This is a genomic window from Afipia sp. GAS231, from assembly GCF_900103365.1.
GTDB lineage: Bacteria > Pseudomonadota > Alphaproteobacteria > Rhizobiales > Xanthobacteraceae > Bradyrhizobium.
This window is the reverse complement of record NZ_LT629703.1, coordinates 7,151,760-7,172,258: the sequence shown is the minus strand read 5'-3', so window position 1 is coordinate 7,172,258 and position 20,499 is coordinate 7,151,760. Positions and strand designations below refer to the sequence as shown.

22 protein-coding genes and 2 pseudogenes are annotated in these 20,499 nt (G+C 63.6%); 10 read left to right on the top strand and 14 right to left on the bottom strand.

What is annotated here, in order from left to right; translation table 11 throughout:
* Window positions 1–92: 92 nt before the first annotated feature.
* The 3 genes from BLS26_RS33655 to BLS26_RS33645 all read left to right on the top strand — a co-directional run bounded on the left by BLS26_RS33655 (window position 93) and on the right by BLS26_RS33645 (window position 3,148).
* Window positions 93–524 carry a hypothetical protein gene (locus BLS26_RS33655; RefSeq protein WP_092516797.1) on the top strand — a complete coding sequence of 144 codons (432 nt, stop codon included), beginning with the start codon at window positions 93–95 and terminating at the stop codon, window positions 522–524.
* 129 nt (window positions 525–653) lie between these two features.
* Window positions 654–896 carry a hypothetical protein gene (locus BLS26_RS33650; protein ID WP_092516794.1) on the top strand — a complete coding sequence of 81 codons (243 nt, stop codon included), beginning with the start codon at window positions 654–656 and terminating at the stop codon, window positions 894–896.
* A gap of 167 nt (window positions 897–1,063) precedes the next feature.
* Complete coding sequence (locus BLS26_RS33645; RefSeq protein ID WP_092516792.1) at window positions 1,064–3,148, top strand: methyl-accepting chemotaxis protein; 2,085 nt, start codon at window positions 1,064–1,066, stop codon at window positions 3,146–3,148.
* 32 nt (window positions 3,149–3,180) lie between these two features.
* Here BLS26_RS33645 and BLS26_RS33640 read toward each other — a convergent pair whose 3' ends face one another.
* The 4 genes from BLS26_RS33640 to BLS26_RS33625 form a co-directional block, all read right to left on the bottom strand.
* On the bottom strand, window positions 3,181–4,341 hold the full coding sequence (locus BLS26_RS33640) for an acyl-CoA dehydrogenase family protein (protein WP_092516789.1): 1,161 nt from the start codon (window positions 4,339–4,341) through the stop codon (window positions 3,181–3,183).
* A 12-nt stretch (window positions 4,342–4,353) separates the two neighbouring features.
* Window positions 4,354–5,031, bottom strand: coding sequence for a nitroreductase (locus BLS26_RS33635; protein WP_092516787.1), 678 nt, complete (start codon window positions 5,029–5,031; stop codon window positions 4,354–4,356).
* 56 nt (window positions 5,032–5,087) lie between these two features.
* Window positions 5,088–6,722 carry a GMC family oxidoreductase gene (locus BLS26_RS33630; RefSeq protein ID WP_092516785.1) on the bottom strand — a complete coding sequence of 545 codons (1,635 nt, stop codon included), beginning with the start codon at window positions 6,720–6,722 and terminating at the stop codon, window positions 5,088–5,090.
* Window positions 6,723–6,807: 85 nt separating this feature from the next.
* Entirely contained in the window at window positions 6,808–7,683 is an 876-nt protein-coding gene (locus BLS26_RS33625) for an MBL fold metallo-hydrolase (protein ID WP_092516783.1), read from the bottom strand.
* A 138-nt stretch (window positions 7,684–7,821) separates the two neighbouring features.
* On the opposite strand from BLS26_RS33625, the gene BLS26_RS33620 reads away from it, so the two are divergent.
* Window positions 7,822–8,022, top strand: a complete 201-nt coding sequence (locus BLS26_RS33620; protein WP_092516776.1) for a hypothetical protein — start codon at window positions 7,822–7,824, stop codon at window positions 8,020–8,022.
* Window positions 8,019–8,273: pseudogene (locus BLS26_RS36975) on the top strand (hypothetical protein). Before BLS26_RS33620 ends, BLS26_RS36975 begins: the two are co-directional and overlap by 4 nt.
* Here the strand turns inward: BLS26_RS36975 and BLS26_RS33610 are convergent.
* Window positions 8,270–9,892: an ABC-F family ATP-binding cassette domain-containing protein gene (locus tag BLS26_RS33610; RefSeq protein WP_092516770.1), complete on the bottom strand. Its 1,623-nt coding sequence runs from the start codon at window positions 9,890–9,892 to the stop codon at window positions 8,270–8,272. The pseudogene BLS26_RS36975 and the gene BLS26_RS33610 sit on opposite strands and share 4 nt — an antisense overlap.
* A gap of 188 nt (window positions 9,893–10,080) precedes the next feature.
* Between BLS26_RS33610 and BLS26_RS33605 the strand changes: the two genes are divergently transcribed.
* Window positions 10,081–10,536, top strand: a complete 456-nt coding sequence (locus BLS26_RS33605; protein WP_092516767.1) for a hypothetical protein — start codon at window positions 10,081–10,083, stop codon at window positions 10,534–10,536.
* 134 nt (window positions 10,537–10,670) lie between these two features.
* Here BLS26_RS33605 and BLS26_RS33600 read toward each other — a convergent pair whose 3' ends face one another.
* The 4 genes and pseudogenes from BLS26_RS33600 to BLS26_RS33585 all read right to left on the bottom strand — a co-directional run bounded on the left by BLS26_RS33600 (window position 10,671) and on the right by BLS26_RS33585 (window position 14,192).
* A complete protein-coding gene (locus BLS26_RS33600; RefSeq protein ID WP_092516765.1) occupies window positions 10,671–11,501 on the bottom strand; it encodes a tetratricopeptide repeat protein in 831 nt (276 codons plus the stop codon).
* A 46-nt stretch (window positions 11,502–11,547) separates the two neighbouring features.
* Window positions 11,548–12,233, bottom strand: a pseudogene (locus BLS26_RS33595) (substrate-binding domain-containing protein).
* 6 nt (window positions 12,234–12,239) lie between these two features.
* Window positions 12,240–12,944, bottom strand: a complete 705-nt coding sequence (locus BLS26_RS33590; protein WP_092516763.1) for a GrlR family regulatory protein — start codon at window positions 12,942–12,944, stop codon at window positions 12,240–12,242.
* A gap of 210 nt (window positions 12,945–13,154) precedes the next feature.
* Entirely contained in the window at window positions 13,155–14,192 is a 1,038-nt protein-coding gene (locus BLS26_RS33585; protein WP_092516760.1) for a glutamine synthetase beta-grasp domain-containing protein, read from the bottom strand.
* Between the two features lie 543 nt (window positions 14,193–14,735).
* Between BLS26_RS33585 and BLS26_RS33580 the strand changes: the two genes are divergently transcribed.
* Window positions 14,736–14,942: a DUF2735 domain-containing protein gene (locus BLS26_RS33580; protein WP_092516758.1), complete on the top strand. Its 207-nt coding sequence runs from the start codon at window positions 14,736–14,738 to the stop codon at window positions 14,940–14,942.
* A gap of 101 nt (window positions 14,943–15,043) precedes the next feature.
* On the opposite strand, the gene BLS26_RS33575 is transcribed toward BLS26_RS33580, so the two are convergent.
* The gene (locus tag BLS26_RS33575) at window positions 15,044–15,361 is read right to left on the bottom strand and encodes an MliC family protein (RefSeq protein WP_092516755.1); all 318 of its coding nucleotides are present in this window, start codon (window positions 15,359–15,361) and stop codon (window positions 15,044–15,046) included.
* A gap of 100 nt (window positions 15,362–15,461) precedes the next feature.
* Here BLS26_RS33575 and BLS26_RS33570 point away from each other — a divergent pair, with 100 nt between their 5' ends.
* Entirely contained in the window at window positions 15,462–16,208 is a 747-nt protein-coding gene (locus BLS26_RS33570) for a tyrosine-protein phosphatase (protein ID WP_092516753.1), read from the top strand.
* A gap of 13 nt (window positions 16,209–16,221) precedes the next feature.
* Here BLS26_RS33570 and BLS26_RS33565 read toward each other — a convergent pair whose 3' ends face one another.
* From BLS26_RS33565 to BLS26_RS33555, 3 genes are all read right to left on the bottom strand, one after another.
* On the bottom strand, window positions 16,222–16,845 hold the full coding sequence (locus tag BLS26_RS33565; protein ID WP_092516750.1) for a hypothetical protein: 624 nt from the start codon (window positions 16,843–16,845) through the stop codon (window positions 16,222–16,224).
* A gap of 139 nt (window positions 16,846–16,984) precedes the next feature.
* Window positions 16,985–17,188, bottom strand: a complete 204-nt coding sequence (locus BLS26_RS33560; protein ID WP_092516748.1) for a hypothetical protein — start codon at window positions 17,186–17,188, stop codon at window positions 16,985–16,987.
* A 104-nt stretch (window positions 17,189–17,292) separates the two neighbouring features.
* On the bottom strand, window positions 17,293–17,877 hold the full coding sequence (locus BLS26_RS33555; protein ID WP_371361052.1) for an SGNH/GDSL hydrolase family protein: 585 nt from the start codon (window positions 17,875–17,877) through the stop codon (window positions 17,293–17,295).
* A 262-nt stretch (window positions 17,878–18,139) separates the two neighbouring features.
* Between BLS26_RS33555 and fabG the strand changes: the two genes are divergently transcribed.
* A complete protein-coding gene (fabG, locus tag BLS26_RS33550; protein WP_092516744.1) occupies window positions 18,140–18,820 on the top strand; it encodes a 3-oxoacyl-ACP reductase FabG in 681 nt (226 codons plus the stop codon).
* A 65-nt stretch (window positions 18,821–18,885) separates the two neighbouring features.
* Here fabG and BLS26_RS33545 read toward each other — a convergent pair whose 3' ends face one another.
* Entirely contained in the window at window positions 18,886–19,593 is a 708-nt protein-coding gene (locus BLS26_RS33545) for a hypothetical protein (protein ID WP_092516742.1), read from the bottom strand.
* Window positions 19,594–19,785: 192 nt separating this feature from the next.
* Between BLS26_RS33545 and BLS26_RS33540 the strand changes: the two genes are divergently transcribed.
* Window positions 19,786–20,472 carry a DUF2161 domain-containing phosphodiesterase gene (locus tag BLS26_RS33540; protein ID WP_092518925.1) on the top strand — a complete coding sequence of 229 codons (687 nt, stop codon included), beginning with the start codon at window positions 19,786–19,788 and terminating at the stop codon, window positions 20,470–20,472.
* Window positions 20,473–20,499: the final 27 nt, after the last annotated feature.

Genomic DNA, 20,499 nt, shown 5'->3' with positions numbered 1-20,499 from the left:
TTCAATTCGACACATCGCCCGCATCGACAGGTTGCTTTCGCCCGACCGGAAATCGGCCTATTGTCTCGGCCAGCAACCGGCGGGACCATCCGATGCGAACCCGCGTTCGAAAGTTTGCCCACGTTCTGGAACGCCTTGGCCTTGCCATGGCCGGCGCGGCGAGCGGGTTGTTCGTGGCGGCGCTGGTCGGAACGAGCGTCGCAGCCCTGACCAACCAGGCCTTCCTGCTGCTGATGATGCTCGGCGGCGCGGTCGGATTCTATCTCGGGATCGACACCCCGCCTCTGCCCTTCAAGGTCATCAGCGGCCAGCCCTCGGCCGGCGATTGGGTCGGCAAGATCGATACCCCGGAATTCCTCAGCGCGGTCGGCACCTTCCTCGCGGCGTTCTCGGCGTTTGCCTCCGTCGGTGTGATCGTGCTGCGCCACGATCCGCATATCGCCTGGACCTGGATGATCATGGCTGGATGGTGCGTCGGCGTCACCATGCAGACCGTCGCCGGCACCATCGCGCGCCGGCGATAGGGCCAGGCTGGAACCGGCGCGCGTTGGCGGATCGTTAAGCAAACGTCCGTGCGACACTCATGCCATCAAACAAATTCCACAATCTTTTCTAGGAAGAGAACTACCCATCATCCAAGACGGAGAACTTCGATGCGGTTCGGTCACGCCCTCTTCATCGCCTCAACGGCTGGCCTTCTCGCGCTGGCGGCTCCGACACTCGCCCGGAATGCCGATGGGCAAAAAGCCGGCGAGCAGCCGGCTGCGTCTTCCTGCCACGCCTACCAGATGGCCGCCGATGGATCGTGGACCGAATTGCCGTGTCAGGAGACCGGTTCCACGGGACAGCCGCAGCGCAAATCAGCACCGAAAAGCACTGACGACGAGACACACTGAAACGCGGGAAACGCTGTCGTAGCAGCGATGCCGCTGCGAACGCCGAATTGTTCGGCCGCATGCGGCAGTGTCACGCCGCCCCCGCCGCAAACGTAAACCCCGGATTAATTCACACCACCTATGATGGCTGTTCGCGCTCCCTCTCCATCGCAAATGGCTCAATTCCCATGAAAATCGGCACCCTTCTCACCGCCGCCATCGTTTCGCTGTCCGCCGTCGGCGGCGGCCTCGCCGTCTACGTGGCGGTGACCAAATACCAGACGATGGACAAGGTCTCGGTTGCGCAGAGCCGGCTTGCGGTGGTGCGGGCGGTCGGCGAGATCCCGCGCTACATGAACCCGGAGCGCGGCTTTGCCACCAACCTGCTGCTCGGACCGGCGTCGATCGATCCAAAACTGCGCACCGAGCTGAACGAAAAATACCGCAGGGATACCGACGGCGCACTGGCCAAAATGAACCAGATCCGCAATGCCCTGCCCGGCTCGCTCGAAGACGGCGCGGCCGTCGGCAGCGGGATCGAGGCGCTGAACGCCCAGTTCGCGGCGCTGCGCGTCAGCATCGACAAGGCCCTCGACGGCCCGGCCGAGCCGCGCAAGGACGCCGCCAAAAAGATCGTCGCCGACAACGCCGTCTTCAACACCGCCGTGACCAAGCTGCTCGACGAGCAGGTCCGCAAGATCGCCCAGCTCGACGGCGACGCCTACCGGCAGGCGAGCTATGCCAACATCGCCTGGACCCTGCGCGACGTCGGCGGCTACAATGCCAGCCTGCACAAGAACCTCGTCGGCGCCAAGCGCGCGGCGACAGACGTCGAAAAGCTGGATCTGAGCCGGTCACAGGGCCGCAACGACCAGATCCTGATGTCGTTGCAGGACCTGCGCAACAACCCTGCCACCCCGGCCAATATTTCTGCGGCGCTCGCCAAGATGAACGACGTCTATGTCGACAGTTTCGGCAAGGAGCTGAAGTTCGCGAAGGAAGGTGCTGTAACCGGCAAGTACGAACACGACCTCGACACCTACTTCGTGGAATCGCAGCGCGGTCTCGGCGCGATCATCACCGTGCGCGACGCCTTCTACGACAACGCCGAACATATTCTCGGCGACGCATATTCCTCCGCACGATTCAGTTTCATCGTGGCGCTGGCAGGCCTGATCGCCGTCGTCGCGGCAAGCGCCGGCATGATCGTGATGGTGCGCCGCCGCGTCTGCAAGCCGATCGTCGACCTCACCGCCACCATGTCGCGGCTCGCCAGCGGCGACATGACCGATGAGGTTTCCGGCGCCGCGCGTGGCGACGAGATCGGCGCGATGGCGGCTGCGGTCCGCGTCTTCAAGGACAACATGATCGAGGCCGAACGTCTCGCCGCCGAGAAGGCCGTCGAGAGCGACGGCAAGATGCGGCGCGCGCAGGTGCTCGACGAACTGACCCGCGCGTTCGAAGCCAAGGTAATCGAACTGGTCGGCGGGCTGTCGGCGGCCTCCTCCGTGATGGAGGACACCGCGCAGTCGATGTCCTCGACCGCGACCGCCACCAACCGCCAGGCCGCCGTCGTCGCCGCGGCCTCGACCCAGACCTCGACCAACGTCCAGACAGTGGCAAGCGCCACTGAGGAACTCACCTCTTCGATCTCGGAGATCGGCCGTCAGGTCGCGCAGTCCACCGAGATCGCGGCGCGTGCGGTCGAGAACGCCCGCCGCACCGGCGATACCGCGCGTTCGCTGGCGGAAGGCGCCCAGAAGATCGGCGACGTCGTGACGCTGATCCAGAGCATCGCGGCGCAGACCAACCTGCTGGCGCTGAATGCGACCATCGAGGCCGCGCGCGCCGGCGATGCCGGACGCGGCTTTGCGGTTGTGGCTTCCGAAGTCAAATCGCTGGCCGGCCAGACCGCGAAGGCGACCACCGAAATCTCCGAGCAGATCGCTGCCATCCAGTCGGCGAGCGACGAGACGGTGACGGCGATTCAAAACGTCGCCAACGTGATCGGCGAGATCGACCAGATCGGCACCGCGATCGCGGCTGCGATCGAGGAACAGGGTTCGGCGACCAGGGAAATTTCCCGCAGCGTCCAGGAAGCCGCGCGCGGCACCAGCGAGGTCAATTCCAACATCTCGGGTGTGCAGAAGGCGGCCGACGAGACCGGCTCCGCCGCGCAGCAGGTGCTGGGCGCGGCCGAGCAATTGTCGTCGCAGTCCAAGGATTTGGCCGGACAGGTCAACCGGTTCCTGTCGGAAGTCCGCGCCGCCTGAGGAGGCCGGGCTGACCCGAAGCCCGGGCCGCGCTATCCGCGCAGCCCCAGCACGCGCCGGGCGATCGCCTGACGATGGACCTCGCTCGGCCCCTCGTACATCCGCATCACCCGCGCCTTCTGCCAGAGCGCTTGAAGCGGAATTTCCAGGGTCATGCCGAGCGCGCCGAGCGTTTGCATGGCGTGATCGCAGGCTTCATAGGCCATCTCGGTCGCGAACACCTTGATCATCGACGCCTCCTGCTTGACGTCCTCGCCGCGGTCGGTCTTGTCGGCCGCGTCCTGCACCATCAGCCGGCATGCATGGATGCGGGTGGAAATATCAGATACCCACCACTGGACCGCCTGGCGCTCGGCGAGTTTGACGCCAAAGGTCTCGCGCTGCTTCGCATGTTCGCACAGCATGTCGCGGGCGCGCCGGGCAATGCCGATGCAGGTCGATCCCATTTCAAGCCGCCGCGTGCGCAGCCGCAACTGCATCGGCGCATAGCCCTTGCCGATTTCGCCAAGCACGGCCCCTTCGGGGATACGGCAGTCCTCGAACACGACCTCAAAGGTCGTGTGGCCGCCGATCATCGGGATTTCGCGTTCAACGATAAAGCCGGGCGTGCCTTTCTCGACGATGAAGGAGGTGATGCCGCCCTGCCGCGCGTCGTTGCCGACGCGGGCCATGACGATGACGAAATCGGCGGCGCGGGCGTTGCTGATCCAGATCTTGCGTCCGTTCAGTACCCATTGGTCGCCGTCCTTTACCGCGCGCGTCTTCATCGCAGCCGGATCGCCGCCGGCGCCCGGTTCGGAGATCGCAATCGCCGACACCATCCGCCCTTCGATGTAGGGCTGCATGTAACTCTTCTTCTGCGCCTCGGTGCCGACCGCTTGCAGCATCCGCAGGTTCGGCGAGTCCGGCGGCAGCACGAATGGCACGCAGCTGCGCCCCAGTTCCTCGTGTACCGCCGCCATGGTTCGCGCCGGCAGGTCGTGGCCGCCGAGATCTTCAGGCGCGTCGAGGCCCCACAATCCCAAGTCCTTGGAGACCGTGCGCAGCCGCTGCCAATGCGCATCCGTCAGTCCGTCGTGGCCGCCGCCGGGCAGTTTGGACTTCAGGTAATGCGGTTCGAGCGGAATCAGCTCGCGATCGACGAAACGCGCGACGGTGTCGCGGATCATCGCGGTCTCTTCAGAAGTCGTCATAGGAAGTGCCTCTCAGTCCTCAAAGCCGACATAGCGTACGAAATCGCCGTTCGGCTCGCGATCGGAGCGGACGGAATTGGCCGGAAAACTGTCGTCGGGATATCCCATCGCGACGCAGGTCATGATGACCTCTTCCTCGGGGATCGCTGCGACCTCGCGCACGATATCCGAGCGGGTGATGCCTTGCCCGTTGATGACACTGCCGAGCCCGCGGTCCCACGCGGCCAGCACCAGGCCGTAGCAGAGGGCGCCGAGATCGAAGTGACACACCGCGCCGGGATCCAGAATACGGTCGTAGGTCAGCACCAGCGAGACCGGCGCATCGAACTGGCGGAAGCCGCGCAGCACCCAATCCTGCCGCATCGGCTTGTCGTCACGCGCGATCCCCATCACCGCGAACAGTTTCTTGGCAACATCGACCTGCCGGCCGCGATGGACCCCCTGGTATTCCCCGTGGCTGACAATGTCGCGCTTCGGCTTGGCGCCGGCCATCATCTCTTCCATGTTGCGGCGGCGGACCTCCTCAAGCGGCTCGCCGGTCAGCACGTGGATATGCCAGGGCTGGGTGTTCATCGACGACGGCGCACGCTTGGCGACCTCGATAATGTCCTCAATGACCGCACGAGCCACCGCCTGCTTCTTGAAGCCGCGCACGCTCTTGCGCGTCTGCACCAGCGTTTCGAAATCCATTCGTTGCATCTGCGAGGCGTCCTGCAATCCCAAGTCTCTCTCCCATCGCTGCGTTGTTACGCCGCCGCCTTGCGGCTTGCTGCTTGCGCCAGCACCATCTCGGCGCATTTTTCGCCGATCATGATGGCCGGCGCGTTGGTGTTGCCGCTGGTCAATGTCGGCATGATCGACGCATCCGCCACGCACAGGCCCTCGATCCCGTGCACCCGCAATTCGCTGTTGACCACCGCCATCGCGTCCGAGCCCATTTTGCAGGTGCCGACGGGATGATAGGTGGTCTCGGCGTTGTTGCGAACCCAGTCAAGCAGTTCGTCGTCGCTCTGCAGCTTGACGCCGGGCGCGATCTCCTCACCGGTGACCTCCTTCAGCGGCGACGTTGCCATCAGCTCGCGGCCCTTGCGGATCACGGCGACGATGCCGGCGCGGTCATGCTCGGTGGAGAGGAAATTGAAGCGGATCGCCGGCGGCTCGGCGGGATCAGCCGATTTGATGTGGATGGAGCCGGTGCTTTCCGAGCGCAGCACGTTGGCGTTCATGGTGATGCCCTGGCGCTTCGCAACGCGCCGCTGGCGGCCGATCATCTCGTACAGGAACGGCAGGATCGAAATCGTCGCATCCGGAGTCTCCAGTCCCTCCCGGGTGCGGAAATAGATCCGGATCGGGACCGCGGTCCAGGCCAGAAATCCGGTACCGAACAGCGCGTATTTCAGCGCCTCGCGCGCCAGCCGCCAGCCGCGTGCATTGTCGTTGAAGGTGAGGTTACGCTCTTTGATCGCAAACTTGATCCGCGGCGAATAATGATCGCGCAAATTCTCGCCGACACCCGGCAGCTCGTGAACCGGTTTGATCCCGCGCGCACGCAGCAATTCGCCTCGGCCGATGCCGGACAACTCCAGCAACTTCGGCGAGTTGATCGCACCGCCGGAGACGATCACTTCGCGCGTCGCAAGCGCCTCGCGACGAACACCCTGGACCGAATAGCGCACGCCGACGCAGCGCTTGCCTTCCAGGATCAGCGCTTCCGCCATCGCGCCTTGCTCGATGACCAAGTTCGGCCGTCCGCGCACCGGATCGAGATAGCAGACCGCGGTGCTCTGGCGCTTGCCGCCTGATATCGTGACCTGCGACATGCCGACGCCTTCCTGGGTCTCACCATTCAGGTCCGGATTGAACGGCAGGCCGATGCGGCCGGCGGCCTCGATGATCTTTTCCAGCAGCGGCACTTTATTCCGCGGCGTATCGGTCACCCGCAGCAGCCCGTTGCGGCCGCGAAACTTGTCCGAGCCGCCCTCGTAACGTTCCATCTTGCGGAAAATCGGCAGCACGTCCTGATAACTCCAGCCGCGGTTGCCGAGCTGGGCCCAGTGGTCGTAGTCCTGCGCCTGGCCGCGCATATAGACCATGCCGTTGATTGAACTCGATCCGCCCATCATCTTGCCGCGCGGCACGTCGATGCGGCGTCCGCCCGAACCTTCATCGGGTTCGGACTTGTAGCACCAGTTCACCGCGGGATCGTCGATCATCTTGGAGGTGCCGACCGGCACCCGCGCCCAGAAGTGGCTCGATCCCTTGGTGCCGGCTTCCAGCAGCAGCACGCGATAGGCGCCGCTTTCACTCAGCCGGCTCGCCACCACCGCGCCGGCCGAACCCGCGCCGACCACGATGTAGTCAAAGGCGGCGTTGTCAGGCATGGCACGGTATCCTCTTCGGCGGGATTTCGATCACGGCAGGAAACCAGCGCGCGGACGCGATGGCAAGGGGTGCATGCCTCGCCTGCTAGTCGCGCTTGAACCGGTAGTCGAACCGATCGCCGTCCGCGGTGATGAGACCGACCGTCGGCGCTGGAAAATGAACCGGCAGGATCAGCGTGTCGGTACCGGCCACCGAGGCAAAGAACTTCCGGCGCGAAACCGCCGATTGCTTCGGATCCCAGTCGGGCTTCGCCGACCAGTCCGGCTCGCGGCACTGGATTGCGTGATGCATGAGGTCGCCGGCCACCACCGCGCGCTTGCCCTTCGAGAAGATGTTAACGCAGCAATGGCAGGGCGAATGCCCCGGCGTCGGCGTCAGCGTGACGGTATCGTCGAGCGCATAGTCGTCGTCGACCAGTACCGCTTGCCCCGCTTCCACGATCGGCAGGCAGTTGTCGCGAAACACCGTGCCGGGCGGGTTCGCACCCTTGGCATGCTCCGCCTCCCACGCGGCATATTCCCGCTTGTGGAATATGTACTTCGCGTTGGGAAATGTCGGCACCCAGCGCCCGTCGCGCAGCGTCGTGTTCCATCCGGTATGGTCGATATGCAGGTGGGTGCAGAAGACGTAGTCGACCTGCTCGAAGCTGACGCCGAGCGCGAACAATTCGTTGCGCCAACGCTCCTTGCCGGGAAAATCGAACGGCGCCGGATGACCCTTGTCCTCGCCGGTGCAGGTATCGACCAGGATGGTGTAGCGCGGCGTGCGAACCACGAAGGTCTGGTAGGTGATGAAGATCTTGCCGGAGGCGATGTCGAACATCTCCGGCTCCATGCCGGCGAGGTGATGCTTGAAAACCGCGTCGTCATAGGCCGGGAAGAAATCCTGCGGCCGCCGCCACGGCCCCTCGCGCTCGATCACCGCGTCGATGGTGATGTCGCCGATCCTGAGCTGCTTCATTCTTGTTCCCACATTTTTGCAGGGAGCGTATCGGGCGGCATCCGGTGGTTCAAGCCGGGCAGCCAGACAGGCTTCCCGGCACCACGAGCGGGAAATGACCGCCTTTTCCCGGCTCACGGCAAATGCTATTGTTCCGGCATGACAACCGCCGAAGATATTGAGAAGGCCGTAGAGAAGCTTGCTCCCCCCGAGCTTGCGCGCTTCCGCGCCTGGTTCGAGGCATTCGATGCCCAGCAATTCGATGCCGCTATCGAGCGTGACGCTCGCTCCGGCAAACTCGACGCGCTCGCGGATGAGGCATTGGCTGCGCACCGCGGCGGACGCTCGCGCGACCTGTGAGGCACTTTGCTTCAGAGAAATTCTGGGCAGCCTACGAGGCTTTACCGCTCGCGGTTCGCAAGCTAGCCGACGCAAACTATGCACTTCTGAAGGACGATCCGCGCCATCCGTCGCTGCAATTCAAGCAAGTCGGACGCTAGTGGTCCGTTCGTGTCGGTCTGCGCTACCGCGCACTCGCCGTTGAGGTCGATGACGGCTACCTCTGGTTCTGGATCGGCTCACATGCCGACTACGACAGATTGATCGGTTAGCTCCTCAACCCCGGCGCTTCCTGGCCGGTGCGCGCGACGTATTCCGAATAGCCGCCGCCAAACTGGTGAATGCCTTCGGGCGTCAGCTCCAGCACGCGGTTGGAGAGGGCCGCCAGAAAATGCCGGTCATGCGAAACGAACAGCATGGTGCCTTCGAACTCGGCGAGCGCGTTGATCAGCATTTCCTTGGTCGCGAGATCCAGATGGTTGGTCGGCTCGTCCAGCACCAGGAAATTCGGCGGGTCGAACAGCATGTGGGCCATCACCAGCCGCGCCTTCTCGCCGCCCGACAGCACCCGGCATTTCTTCTCGACGTCGTCACCGGAAAAGCCGAAGCAGCCGGCCAGCGCGCGTAAGCTACCCTGGCCCGCTTGAGGAAACGAATCTTCCAGCCACTGGAACACGGTGCGCTCGCCGTCGAGCAGGTCCATTGCGTGCTGGGCGAAGTAGCCCATCTTGACGCTGCCGCCGATCGCTACCGTGCCGTCGTCGGGTTCGGTCGAGCCCGCCACCAGCTTCAGCAGCGTCGACTTGCCGGCGCCGTTGATGCCCATCACGCACCACCGCTCGCGGCGGCGGATCATGAAGTCGAGGCCCTCATAGATGCTGCGGCTGCCATAACCCTTGTGCACGTTCTTCAGGCTGACGACATCCTCGCCCGAGCGCGGCGCCGGCAGGAATTCGAAGGCGACCGTCTGGCGGCGCTTCGGCGGCTCGACCCTCTCGATCTTGTCGAGCTTCTTGACCCGGCTCTGCACCTGCGCCGCATGCGACGCGCGCGCCTTGAAGCGCTCGATGAACTTGATCTCCTTGGCGAGCATCGCCTGCTGGCGCTCGAACTGGGCCTGCTGCTGCTTCTCGTTCAGCGCGCGCTGCTGCTCGTAGAATTCATAATTGCCGGAAAACGTCGTTAGCGTGCCGCCGTCGATCTCAACGACCTTGTTGATGATGCGGTTGATGAACTCGCGGTCGTGCGAGGTCATCAGCAACGCGCCTTCATATCCCTTCAGAAACTGCTCGAGCCAGATCAGGCTCTCCAGATCGAGATGGTTGCTCGGTTCGTCGAGCAGCATGACGTCGGGACGCATCAGCAGAATCCGCGCCAGCGCGACGCGCATCTTCCAGCCGCCCGACAGCGCGCCGACATCGCCCTCCATCATTTCCTGGCTGAAGCCGAGGCCCGACAAGGCCTCGCGCGCCCGGCCGTCGAGCGCGTAGCCGTCGAGCTCCTCGAAGCGGCCCTGCACTTCGCCATAGCGCGCGATGATCTCGTCCATCTCGTCGGCGCGATCGGGATCGGCCATCGCGGTCTCGAGCTCCTTCAGCTCGGCCGCCACGATACTGACCGGGCCGGCGCCGTCCATGACCTCGGCCACGGCGCTGCGGCCCGACATCTCGCCGACGTCCTGGCTGAAATAGCCGATGGTGATGCCGCGATCGAGCGACACCTGGCCTTCGTCTGGTGGTTCCTGGCCCGAAATCATCCGGAACAGCGTGGTCTTGCCGGCCCCGTTGGGGCCGACCAGGCCGATCTTCTCGCCCTTCTGGAGCGCCGCGGAGGCTTCGATGAAGAGAATCTGGTGACCGACTTGCTTGCTGACGTTATCGAGACGGATCATGGGGGCCTGAAAAGAGGAATTCGTTTGGCCGCTCTTATTCCATGTGGCGCGCAGGTGGAAGCCAATTCCGGCCTGTGCGGGAATAGGGCCGATATTGGCCCGATCCAGCTTCCGAACGGCCTATTTTTCAGCCCATGAGAGCCTGATGCCTGCGCGAACCTCGCGCCGTATCAGGCCGACCAACCCGCATGACAGTCCAAGACATCAGCGCAGAGATCGCGGCGATCATTGCCGAAGCTGCCCTGCTGCCGCTGCAGGACGCGGCGTACGCTGTGTGGCGACGGCGGTACCGGCTGGATACGCTGGAGGGGCGACCGACATCTGAACAGGTGCGGGCCTTTCGCGCCATGTCCCCGTCGGAACAGGCCGCCAACATGCGCCACGATCGCGATTTCGCTCACGAGGGCCCGGCCTTCATTCATCTGAAATCAGCCCAGCCCCGCGCCAGCGACGCAGACATCAAACAAGCCATCATCGCAGCCGTGCGGTTCGAGGACGCCTGCTTCAAATATTTCGTCGTCGACAGCACCGATTACTGGGACCGCTGCGTGCGGGCGGTGGCGCGGGCGGCCAAGGAAAGCCCGCTCTATCTCGAAAGCACCTATCAGCAGGCCCGCAACGACGTCGCCTATTACAACAAATGACGGGGGTTCTTCCCCTTGTCATACGCGGGCTTGACCCGCGTATCCATCAAACGTCGAAAGACTCTAGCGAAGAAAAAGATTCTAGCGAAGAAGATGGATGGCCGGGTCAAGCCCGGCCATGACCAGCCTTGCCGTCACCAGCACAAATTCGTCACCACGTTGCCGCGCTTGTCCTTGATCACATAGGGACATCGCGCCCGCTCCAGCGCCTTCTTGGCGTCTTCGTCCCCGAGCGCTGCGGCGCGCTGGTAATAGGCCTTGGCGGCGTCGGAATCTTTCGGTCCGCCGCGGCCCTCCTGCGCAAACGCCCCCATGCGCTCCAGCGCACCGGGATGATTTTGTGCCGCGGCCTTCTCGAACAGCGCGCGGGCCGCCACGTCGTCCTTGTCGCCGCCATTGCCCTCCGCCAGCATCATCCCGAGCTGGTACTGCGCTTCGGCATTGGTCTCCGCGCCCTTCGACAGCAACTCGCGCGCCCGCGCCGGGTTGGCCGCGGCCGCGCCGCCACCACCGAGTGCTGCGAGGTTGCTGACACCGCGCGGATTGCCGGCTTCGGCGGCGCGCTCGAACAGTTTTCGCGCCTGCGCCTCGTCGCGCGCGACACCGGCGCCCGTCCCATAGACGACGCCGAGTTCGACCATCGCCGAGGTGGAGCCTTTATCAGAGGCCTTACGCCAGGCTGCGATCGCTTCCGGCGTCTGCCGGTTGGCGGCATAGGCGCGTCCGAGCTGGTACATCGCCCGCCGCGAACCATTGGCGGCGACCTTGCAATATTTGATGGCGGTGGCGATGTCAGACGCCGCGACCTCAGGTACGCCCTTCACGTCGGCCGGCTTGTCGGGATCGGCAGGATCGGCGGCGACGCGATCGCACAGCACGAGATCGGCCGACTGCGCGTGCGCCAAGCCCGGCGTCGCAACGGCGACGACCGCAATGACTGCAAAGCTGAGAAACCTGATCTTCATAGGCAGCAAGTTGCGTCGGAGGCACGTCGAATTCAAGACCACAAATTCAGGGCTCGAGCCCGCTCGCGCGCAGCGCCGGTGCGACCTCCGGCGAGGCCAGATAGCGTAACAACTGGTCCGCCTGGGCAGTCCTGGGCGATGCCGCCATGCGCCCGGCGGAAAACACCGCAGGCGTCTGCAACTGATGCGGTATCGGCCCGATCACCTCGACGCCGGCAACCTGCTTCAATTCGCTGATCTGCTGAACGGCGAGGTCGGCCTCGCCGGCGACGAGCCGCTCGGCGGTAAAGCCCTGCGGGATGATGACCGCATGCGCGTTGATCTCGGACGCGATGCCCATGCGCTCGATCAGTTTGGCGAACAGGATGCCGCTGGCGCCGAGCCTGGAATACGCGACCGCACGGGCACCCAGCAGCGCCGCGCGAAGCGCAGGTTCGGTTGCGATGTCCGGATGTGGCTCGCCTGCCCTCACCGCAAGGCCGACATAGGACGCGCCAGGTCGACGCAGCTCGCTGACGCCACGCGTCCCTCGCGGACGACCTCATCGAGCCCCTCACGGGTCAGGATGACGACATCGGCGGCCTCGCCGGCGCGCAGGCGTTCCAGCAGCGCCAAGGTCGGCGCAAAATCAGCCTCGATGCGCGCGCCGCCCGACGCCGCGTATTGTCCGGCCAGACTGGAAACGGCGCCCTTCAGGGCCAGTGTCGAGAGCACGCGCACGAATTCGCTCATCGGGTGCTACAGCCGCCGCATCAGTTTCAGAACCGCGCTCAATCGCAGACTGCGCTTGCCGGCGAGCGCGGTGGCGTCGAGCAGCGCGCCCTCGCCGTCGCAGGTGCCGGAAAAACCGATGCCGACCTCGTGGCCACCGAACACGGGGTTCTCGCCCTTGGCCGGGGTGTGCTCCTGGTTGAGGATCTGGCCCTTCCAGCGGCCATTCTCCGAAGTGTAGCTGCCGATGTAGTAGAACGAGGCGTCGCCGCCGAGGATGCGCCCCTCGTTGAGCAGCATCACGCCGGTGAGGCCGCCCTCAACCCCGTCGAGCATGCGCAAATGAATGGAATAGAGGCCGTTGATGATCCCGTCTTCGCCGACGCCGCCGGCGATCGGGCTCGCCTCGTCCTCGATCGGCGTCATGACCGACTGGAACTTGACGCCCGGCAATTCCTTCAGCCCGCCTTCGAAGCGGTAGAGTGCACCGTCGGCCGCGCCTCGCGCCAGCAAGGTCGCATCGTCGGTTCCCGCCATCGCGCGGTAAGCCGGGTCCGGGTTGTGGCGGACGGTTTTGACCTCGATGGCGACACCGTCGTCGCTCTTCACATAGGAGCCGATATGGGCAAACGCCGAATTGCCGCCCAGCATCTTGCCGTCGCCCACATACATCACGCTGCGGCCGACCGCCTCGCCAAGCTGAAACCTGACCTTGTAAAAACCTTCAAACAATAGCCGCGTCCCCGCAAGCGCACGGCCCGTTGTCTAGCGCGGTTCATAACGCAGGGGAACGGCTTTGAGCCGGTACATTTGAATCAATGTCAGGGAATGATACCTCGTCCCAACAAGATGTCATCCAAACGCAATGATCCGCCAAAGCGGTTTCGCTTTGACGGATCAGAGTGGCAACCCGGGCGCCCCCACCCGGGTACGCTGTGTCGCTTAGGCTGCGGCCGACTTCTTGGCCGCCGGAACTTCGGCGATCGTCTTCAGGATCTGCGAAGCGATGGCGTAGGGGTCGCCCTGCGAGTTCGGGCGGCGGTCTTCGAGATAGCCCTTGTAGTCGTTCTTGATGAACGAGTGCGGCACGCGGATCGAGGCACCGCGGTCGGCCACGCCGTAGCTGAACTTGTTCCAGGGAGCCGTCTCGTGCTTGCCGGTCAGGCGCTTGTCGTTGTCCGGGCCGTAGACTGCGATGTGGTCCATGAGATTCTTCTCAAAGGCCGCCATCAGCGCCTCGAAGTAAGCCTTGCCACCGGTCTCGCGCAGATAGGTCGTCGAGAAGTTGGCGTGCATGCCCGAGCCGTTCCAGTCGGTGTCGCCGAGCGGCTTGCAGTGATACTCGATGTCGATCTCGTAGGTTTCGGTCAGCCGCTGCAGCAGGTAGCGGGCCATCCACATTTCGTCGGCGGCCTTTTTGGAGCCCTTGCCGAAGATCTGGAATTCCCACTGGCCCTTCGCCACTTCGGCGTTGATGCCTTCGTGGTTGATGCCGGCGAACAGGCACAGTTCGAGATGCTTTTCGACGATCTCACGTGCAACCGGACCGACATTGCTGTAGCCGACGCCGGTGTAATACGGGCCCTGCGGCGCCGGATAACCTGATGTCGGGAAGCCGAGCGGACGGCCGTCCTTGTACATGAAGTATTCCTGCTCGAAGCCGAACCACGCGCCTTCGTCGTCCAGGATCGTCGCGCGCCGGTTGGTCGCGTGCGGGGTGACGCCATCGGGCATCATGACTTCGCACATCACCAGAGCGCCGTTGGTGCGCGCACCGTCGGGATAAACCGCGACCGGCTTGAGCACGCAGTCCGAGCTCCGGCCTTCGGCCTGGTTGGTCGACGAGCCGTCAAAACCCCACAGCGGAAGCTGCTCCAGCGTCGGGAAGGACGCGAATTCCTTGATCTGTGTCTTGCCGCGCAGATTCGGTGTCGGCGTATACCCGTCGAGCCAGATGTACTCGAGCTTGTATTTGGTCATTGAGCCTCTCTTGAGTTTAATGCTGTTAAATGCAGGCAACTGAAGCCTTGGAGCTACCCGCAGACGTACCCGGCCACGTCAGGCCGGTTCCTACCAAGCAATTAAGGTGCCAGTCGCTGCAGCGCAGCACCCGTCATCCCCAGGAATGTCCAGCTCCTTTAGCGTGTTTCTTGATGCGACATAGGAGCGCGGCTGACATGCGCCCCGAGCGGCCAAATTGCAACTCCGGGGCCGGTTAGAGCCCGATTCTCCGGCAGTTCCCAAGCCCGCTCCCCCTGCCGATTAAAGCTGCGGCAGCTCCCCGGTGCATTCGTCGAGAAGTTCGGCAAGTGCCGGCAACCTTCGTGGCGGCTCAAGCGTTAGTCATCTGCCCACTGCCTCACGCGAAGCAAAACCAGAACTGCCTACGAAATATACATTCCCTGACTTTTTTTGATCAATTTGCATTCCCTGAGGGCAAGAACGATATCGCGGTGACGGTAACCACAAGAGAACGAGTCGGGCGCACCATCATGGTTCGTTCGATCTCAAGGAGAGACTGAGATGCTGACTACACGGGTAAATGAGGGGTCTGCCAAGATCTATCAATTCCCTGCCGGGGGCCGCGCGGCTCTCGGGGGACGTCGCTATGGCGACACCAGGACTGCCGCTTCCGAGTTTCCCGACCCGACGGTCAACCTCGCTGACTGCAGCGGCAGCTGGTACCACGCAGAGGCCATCCAGGAAACCAAGCCTGGGCGTGACCACTGATGCCTGCCAAATGTCTGACAAGGACGGCCCCAAGAGTTAGGGCGCCGTCGGAGAAGTAGAAAAGGGTCGGAACGAAATCGTTTCGGCCCTTTTTCATGTCCTCACGTCAGCTCGCAGGCCGTGGCCGGCCGTCTGACGTTCTTCAGCGTGGTTGCACCGGCCTTGGTCATCTTGAGGGTGACCCCGCTGCCGGTATAGCGCGATCCCGACAGCGCCAGCCGCTTGGCCAGCGTCACCGACCGGCCGTCGAGTTGCAGATGGGCGCGCGAATCGTACTGGAAGAACCCGACGATGAATTGCGTTCCATCAGCACAGCGATAGTTCTGAAAGCTGGTCTGCGCAAAAACCTGCGATGGCGCGGCGGCAACCCAAGCGGCGAACAAGGCCGCACCGAAAACCGCGATCTTCCGACAATTCATGTTTCGCCCCCTGACGGGTTCAGTATAGACGAGATGAGGGCGAACGACATGCCCCTGCCAGTCATTTCCCTGTCGTACCGGATTGCGAAAAGTCATCCCGATGTCAGAAGCCCCTGCCCGCCATCTCAGTCTTGCCGGCGCCAGCAATTTCCGCGATCTCGGCGGCTATCCCGCGCGCAACGGCCGGATCGTGCGCTGGCGGCAGATTTTCCGCTCCAACCATCTCGGCCACCTTACCGATGAGGATATCGCGGTCGTGCGCGGACTGGGCGTCAAAAGCGCATTCGATTTTCGCGGCACCGAAGAGCGCCAGGCCGCGCTGTGCCTGATGAACGATGTCACGGTGCATTCGCTGCCGGTCGAGCCCACGGTGGTCGCGGCGCTGCGCGCCATCGTAGCCAGCGGCACGCAACTGTCGACCGACCATGCCGTCGAGGTGATGCGCGGCTCCTACCGCAACTACGTGCAGGACAATACACCGCGCTTCCGCGCGCTGTTTGCCCATCTGCTGGAAGATAGCGCGCCGCTGGTGGTCCACTGCACCGCCGGCAAGGACCGCACCGGCTTTGCCTGCGCGCTGATCCTGCATACGCTCGGCGTGTCCGACGACGTGATCGCGGAAGACTATCTCTTGACCAACCGCTACTACCGCCGCGATCCGAACAACGGCAGCGAATTGCCCGACGACGTCAAGAATGTGCTGGGGACGGTGCGGGCGTCGTTTCTCGGCGCTGCGTTCGAGGCCATCGACGCCGACTATGGCGATCTCGAAACCTATCTTCGTGACGGCCTCGGTTTGGGCCGGCCCGAGCGCGCCAGCCTCGAGGCGCGCTACCTGCAGAGCTGAACAACAAGCCCGACTAATACGCTTTTGTGCGCTGTATCGACACGATCCGCCCCGAGAGTTTGCCCCCCTTCGCGACAACATCGACCTGCACATTGTAGTCCAGGCTGTCCTCGTCGCTCTTGGGCACATAAATTTCGGAAATGAGGCGGATACGTCCGCGGGCGTCGAGCGTGGCCGGCCGATAGTCGGGGATGCGGAAGGCATATTTGTCGCGCTTTTGCGCCGGCACCCTCGCCTTCGCCAATGTCGCTGACTTGACCAACTCGCGCAGGTCCAGCTTCGCTACGGTGGCGCCATCAATCCGGTAATAGGCAAGGGAATCGTTGTCCCAGCGGCTGTTCGCGACCTCAACGACGGCCCGGTTGTCGGGCGACCACGCCGCGGCGAGATCGTAACGGTTCTCCCGCATCTGGCCGATCATCCAATAGGTGCCGCCGAGCTTGGACAACACGACACCATCGGTGATGCGGACCAGGACGTTTTCGACATCGTAGTCGGGAATATCGTCGCCCTGCGGCTGGCCCTTCGCGGTGCGCCAGGCGAATGCGTAGGTTTTCGAGGGCGACGTGGTCGCGGCGAAGAGACGCAGCGCGTCCTTGCCGGTCCCGCAGATAAGATCGCCGGACTGATCGGCCACACAGGCATCCGCCCGCGCGGTCGTCGTTTGCGAAACGGACCATGCGACGAGAAGGGCTACGAATGTGAGGGCGTGGCGCACGGGCCCGAACCTAACCGCCCGCTGCCTGTCTCGTAAAGCCGCAGGATTGATCGGCCGGTCAGGCCGCCGCTTCCATTTCCTGTTCGGCATCGAGATCGGCGATGACCTCCTCGAAGGCCAAAATCGCGGTCTGAATCGCTGCGATCTGCATCAATTCCCAGCTACCGACCGGACCGCTGCGATTTTGCAGCGCAACGATCAAATCCCGCCGCTGCTCCTTAAGCTGAACAAGCGGTAAACCGTGATCCGGAAGACTTCTCATCGCAACCCCCCTGCCTCGACTGGAGTCCGCTTGTAGCGGAAGGGTTCTGCAATCGACTTACGCAAGTTGCGCAAATTTTATCGATCCGGCGTCATCCCGTAGTCTTACGTAGTTTTGTCGGCGGCCGCGACCATCAGCTTGATCTGATCGAACAGCACCTGGGTCACGTTTTGCGTTGCCCAGTCGCTCAGATGCAATTGCGGGCCGTCATTTGGATCGACCAACTCCCGCATCGCGACGTGCCAGGGCTGCATCAGCGTCCAGCGGCGGAACACATCGACTCCGGCGGCTTCAGCCAGTTCGGATATGCGCTTCACCATCTTGTCGGAGAGCGGCCTCTTCTCGTCCGTTACCACGGCGGTGGTGTATTGCGAATCCATCAGAATGACATCGGTCGGGATCGTGGACAGCAGCTTCAGGCCGTCGGCGATCGCCTTCACGACCGCTTCGAAGTCGAATTCGTTGCTGCGAAAGACGGCATTGGTGCCTACCTGCCAGATCACCAGCGCCGGCGCCTCCGCGATCACGTCGGACTGGATGCGCAGCATCTCCGTCGTCGCTTCTTCACCACCTGTCCCCCGGTTGATCACGTTGATCATCCGTTTGCCGAAACCGTCCATGAACTGGGTGCCAAACTCGTTCCTCAACATCAGCTCGAGCCGGGCGGGATAAGGCACCACCTGGAGCATGCCCGACGTCGACGAGGAGCCAAAAGCGACAATCTTTGTGTTTCGCTGCTTCAGGCTTCGTGCCAGATGCGGAAGCGGGTGCTTGAAGCCAACAATATCCTGCAGCGTATCGCCAGGCGCGGAGGTTTCTGCCATATGCCTGCCCTGTTGTGGGAGCGACTATCGGTGAGAATTGTTGGAAGCGAGAACTATTGGAAGCAATTTTTCCGAGCAAGGCAACCGGTATTCATCCGAACATTGAGGCCTGCCGGGGGGACAAATCATGGACGGTAAAGTCATTGTCGTGACCGGCGGGCTGGGCGCGCTCGGCCGGATCGTCGTGGACGAGGCGCTGGTTCGCGGCGCCCGGGTTGCGAGCGTCGACCACGCGCCCACGCAAGTCCCGGCGACGCCGGACCAGCTTGAACTCGGCGGCATCGACCTCACTGACGCGGCACAGGCCAAAAAGGCGATTGACGCCGCCGCGTCCCATTTCGGCAAGCTCGACGCGCTGATCAATATCGCCGGCGGCTTCGCATTCGAGGCGGTTGCCGACGGCGACCCCAAGACCTGGCAGCGCATGTACGCGCTCAACGTCACGACGGCGCTCAACGCCTCGCGCGCGGCGATCCCGCATCTTTCCAGATCCGCCGCGGGTCGGATCGTCAATGTCGGCGCAATGGGCGCGTTGCAGGCCGGCGCCGGCATGGGCGCCTACGCCGCCTCCAAGGCCGGCGTGCACCGTCTCACCGAAGCGCTGGCCGCCGAACAGAAGGGCAGGATCACGGTCAACGCGGTGCTGCCGTCGATCATCGACACCGCAGCCAACCGCGCCAGCATGCCGAAGGCCGATTTCACCAAATGGGTGAGCCCGAAGGAACTGGCCGACGTGATCCTGTTTCTCGCCAGCGACGCCGCCAGCGCGGTGACCGGAGCGCTGATTCCGGTCAGCGGTCGGGTTTAGTCTTGTCTTTTATTTTTGACGCGTTTTCTTGACGTGAACCGGTATCCACTTCACTCGAAAACGCTTTAAAGCGCCACCAGCTTCCTCAACACCGCCTTGAAGCGGATGCTGCGCTTGCCGGCGAGCGCGGTGGCTTCGCCTTCCGCGCCTTCGCCGTCGTAGGTGCCGGAAAAGCCGATGCCGACTTCATAGCCGCCGAACAGCGGGCGCTCGCCACAGCTCAAGGTGTGTTCGCGGTTGACGATCTCGCCTTTCCAGCGGCCGTTCGCTGCGGTGTAAGCGCCGATGTAATCGAAGAACGCGTCGCCGCCCCGGATGTTGCCATTCTGCAGCAGCATCACGCCGGTGTTGCCGCCATCGATGCCGTCGAGCATTTTGATGTGGATCGAGTAAAGCCCGTTGCCGATACCGGCAGGCCCGACCTTGCCGGCCGGCGGCGCGTCGGCGTCGTTGATCGGGGTCATGACCGCCTTCAGAACGACGCCCGGGAGCGCTGGCGCGCTGCCTTCGGAGTGCAACTCGTCGCCGCGAAACACGCCGTTGAACGTCATGGCGATGTTGTCGATCGGGTAGTTCGCGACATAATTCGGATCGTGGTTGTGACGCGTCATCATCAATTCGGACGAATAGACGCCGTCTTTCTCGGTGTAGCTGCCGACGAGAGACGAACCGGAGTTGCCGCCGTAAAGCTTGCCACCGGGCGTCGCGAACATCACGCCGCCGCCGCTGCCGCGCGGCGTCTCAAACCAGAATTTATACAGCCCCTGCAGCACCGTTGCATCGCTCCGGATCGGAAAAAGCCTGACCGCCTGGCGAATCGACGACCCGCAGGTTCCCGTAACTGGCGTTTGTCTTGTCCCGTCGGGAGCTTAGCCGCTCCGGCGCTGCCGGATCAAACGCTTTGCCGAAATTCCGCTAGAGTCCAGACAGTGAGTCGCGGTCGCTTTCCGCCGCCGGAGCCCATCTTGGAAACCGCGCTTTATCTGCCCGTTAAACGCTTCCTCGAAAAGCTCGGCTTCACCGTCAAGGGCGAGGTCGGCGGCTGCGACCTCGTGGCGCTCAGCGACGGCGATCCGCCGATCGTGGTGATCGGCGAACTGAAATTGACCTTCAACCTGGAACTGATCCTGCAGGCGGTCGACCGCGCCGCCGCCGCCGACGAAGTCTGGCTCGCGGCGAAATTATCCGCCCGCGGCAAGGGCCGCGAGAGCGACGCGCGCTATCGCAACCTCTGCCGCCGGCTCGGCTTCGGCATGCTGGCCGTCACCAATACCGGCGACGTCGAGGTGATCGTCAAACCGCCTGACACCGCCCCTCGCCGCAACCCCAAAAAGCGTTCGCGGCTGGTCGCGGAGCACCGGCGGCGCAAGGGCGATCCGGCAATGGGCGGTTCCACCCGCGCACCGATCATGACCGCCTATCGGCAACGGGCGCTGGCCTGCGCATCCGCGCTCTCGGGCGGGCCGCGGCGCGTAAAGGATCTGCGGCCGGAAATTCCCGACGCCGGCAAAATTCTGCTGCACAATGTCTACGGCTGGTTCGATCGCGCCGAACGCGGCGTGTACGTGCTGACCGATGCCGGGCGTGCCGCGCTGAAACGCTGGCCGCAGCAACCGATGGATTTGGGCGCCGCGAGCAATTCGGCGCCCTGACGACTGCAACGAAGAAAACGGGGGAAA

What these genes read in the sequence shown, in the direction of transcription:
- BLS26_RS33575 (WP_092516755.1), bottom strand. Translation starts at nt 15,361, where the DNA reads ATGAATTGTCGGAAGATCGCGGTTTTCGGTGCGGCCTTGTTCGCCGCT.
- BLS26_RS33620 (WP_092516776.1), top strand. Translation starts at nt 7,822, where the DNA reads ATGACAACCGCCGAAGATATTGAGAAGGCCGTAGAGAAGCTTGCTCCC.
- BLS26_RS33625 (WP_092516783.1), bottom strand. Translation starts at nt 7,683, where the DNA reads ATGAAGCAGCTCAGGATCGGCGACATCACCATCGACGCGGTGATCGAG.
- BLS26_RS33560 (WP_092516748.1), bottom strand. Translation starts at nt 17,188, where the DNA reads ATGAGAAGTCTTCCGGATCACGGTTTACCGCTTGTTCAGCTTAAGGAG.
- BLS26_RS33605 (WP_092516767.1), top strand. Translation starts at nt 10,081, where the DNA reads ATGACAGTCCAAGACATCAGCGCAGAGATCGCGGCGATCATTGCCGAA.
- BLS26_RS33610 (WP_092516770.1), bottom strand. Translation starts at nt 9,892, where the DNA reads ATGATCCGTCTCGATAACGTCAGCAAGCAAGTCGGTCACCAGATTCTC.
- BLS26_RS33585 (WP_092516760.1), bottom strand. Translation starts at nt 14,192, where the DNA reads ATGACCAAATACAAGCTCGAGTACATCTGGCTCGACGGGTATACGCCG.
- BLS26_RS33600 (WP_092516765.1), bottom strand. Translation starts at nt 11,501, where the DNA reads ATGAAGATCAGGTTTCTCAGCTTTGCAGTCATTGCGGTCGTCGCCGTT.
- BLS26_RS33645 (WP_092516792.1), top strand. Translation starts at nt 1,064, where the DNA reads ATGAAAATCGGCACCCTTCTCACCGCCGCCATCGTTTCGCTGTCCGCC.
- BLS26_RS33570 (WP_092516753.1), top strand. Translation starts at nt 15,462, where the DNA reads ATGTCAGAAGCCCCTGCCCGCCATCTCAGTCTTGCCGGCGCCAGCAAT.
- BLS26_RS33555 (WP_371361052.1), bottom strand. Translation starts at nt 17,877, where the DNA reads ATGCTCCAGGTGGTGCCTTATCCCGCCCGGCTCGAGCTGATGTTGAGG.
- BLS26_RS33655 (WP_092516797.1), top strand. Translation starts at nt 93, where the DNA reads ATGCGAACCCGCGTTCGAAAGTTTGCCCACGTTCTGGAACGCCTTGGC.
- BLS26_RS33640 (WP_092516789.1), bottom strand. Translation starts at nt 4,341, where the DNA reads ATGACGACTTCTGAAGAGACCGCGATGATCCGCGACACCGTCGCGCGT.
- BLS26_RS33580 (WP_092516758.1), top strand. Translation starts at nt 14,736, where the DNA reads ATGCTGACTACACGGGTAAATGAGGGGTCTGCCAAGATCTATCAATTC.
- BLS26_RS33630 (WP_092516785.1), bottom strand. Translation starts at nt 6,722, where the DNA reads ATGCCTGACAACGCCGCCTTTGACTACATCGTGGTCGGCGCGGGTTCG.
- BLS26_RS33650 (WP_092516794.1), top strand. Translation starts at nt 654, where the DNA reads ATGCGGTTCGGTCACGCCCTCTTCATCGCCTCAACGGCTGGCCTTCTC.
- fabG (WP_092516744.1), top strand. Translation starts at nt 18,140, where the DNA reads ATGGACGGTAAAGTCATTGTCGTGACCGGCGGGCTGGGCGCGCTCGGC.
- BLS26_RS33635 (WP_092516787.1), bottom strand. Translation starts at nt 5,031, where the DNA reads ATGGATTTCGAAACGCTGGTGCAGACGCGCAAGAGCGTGCGCGGCTTC.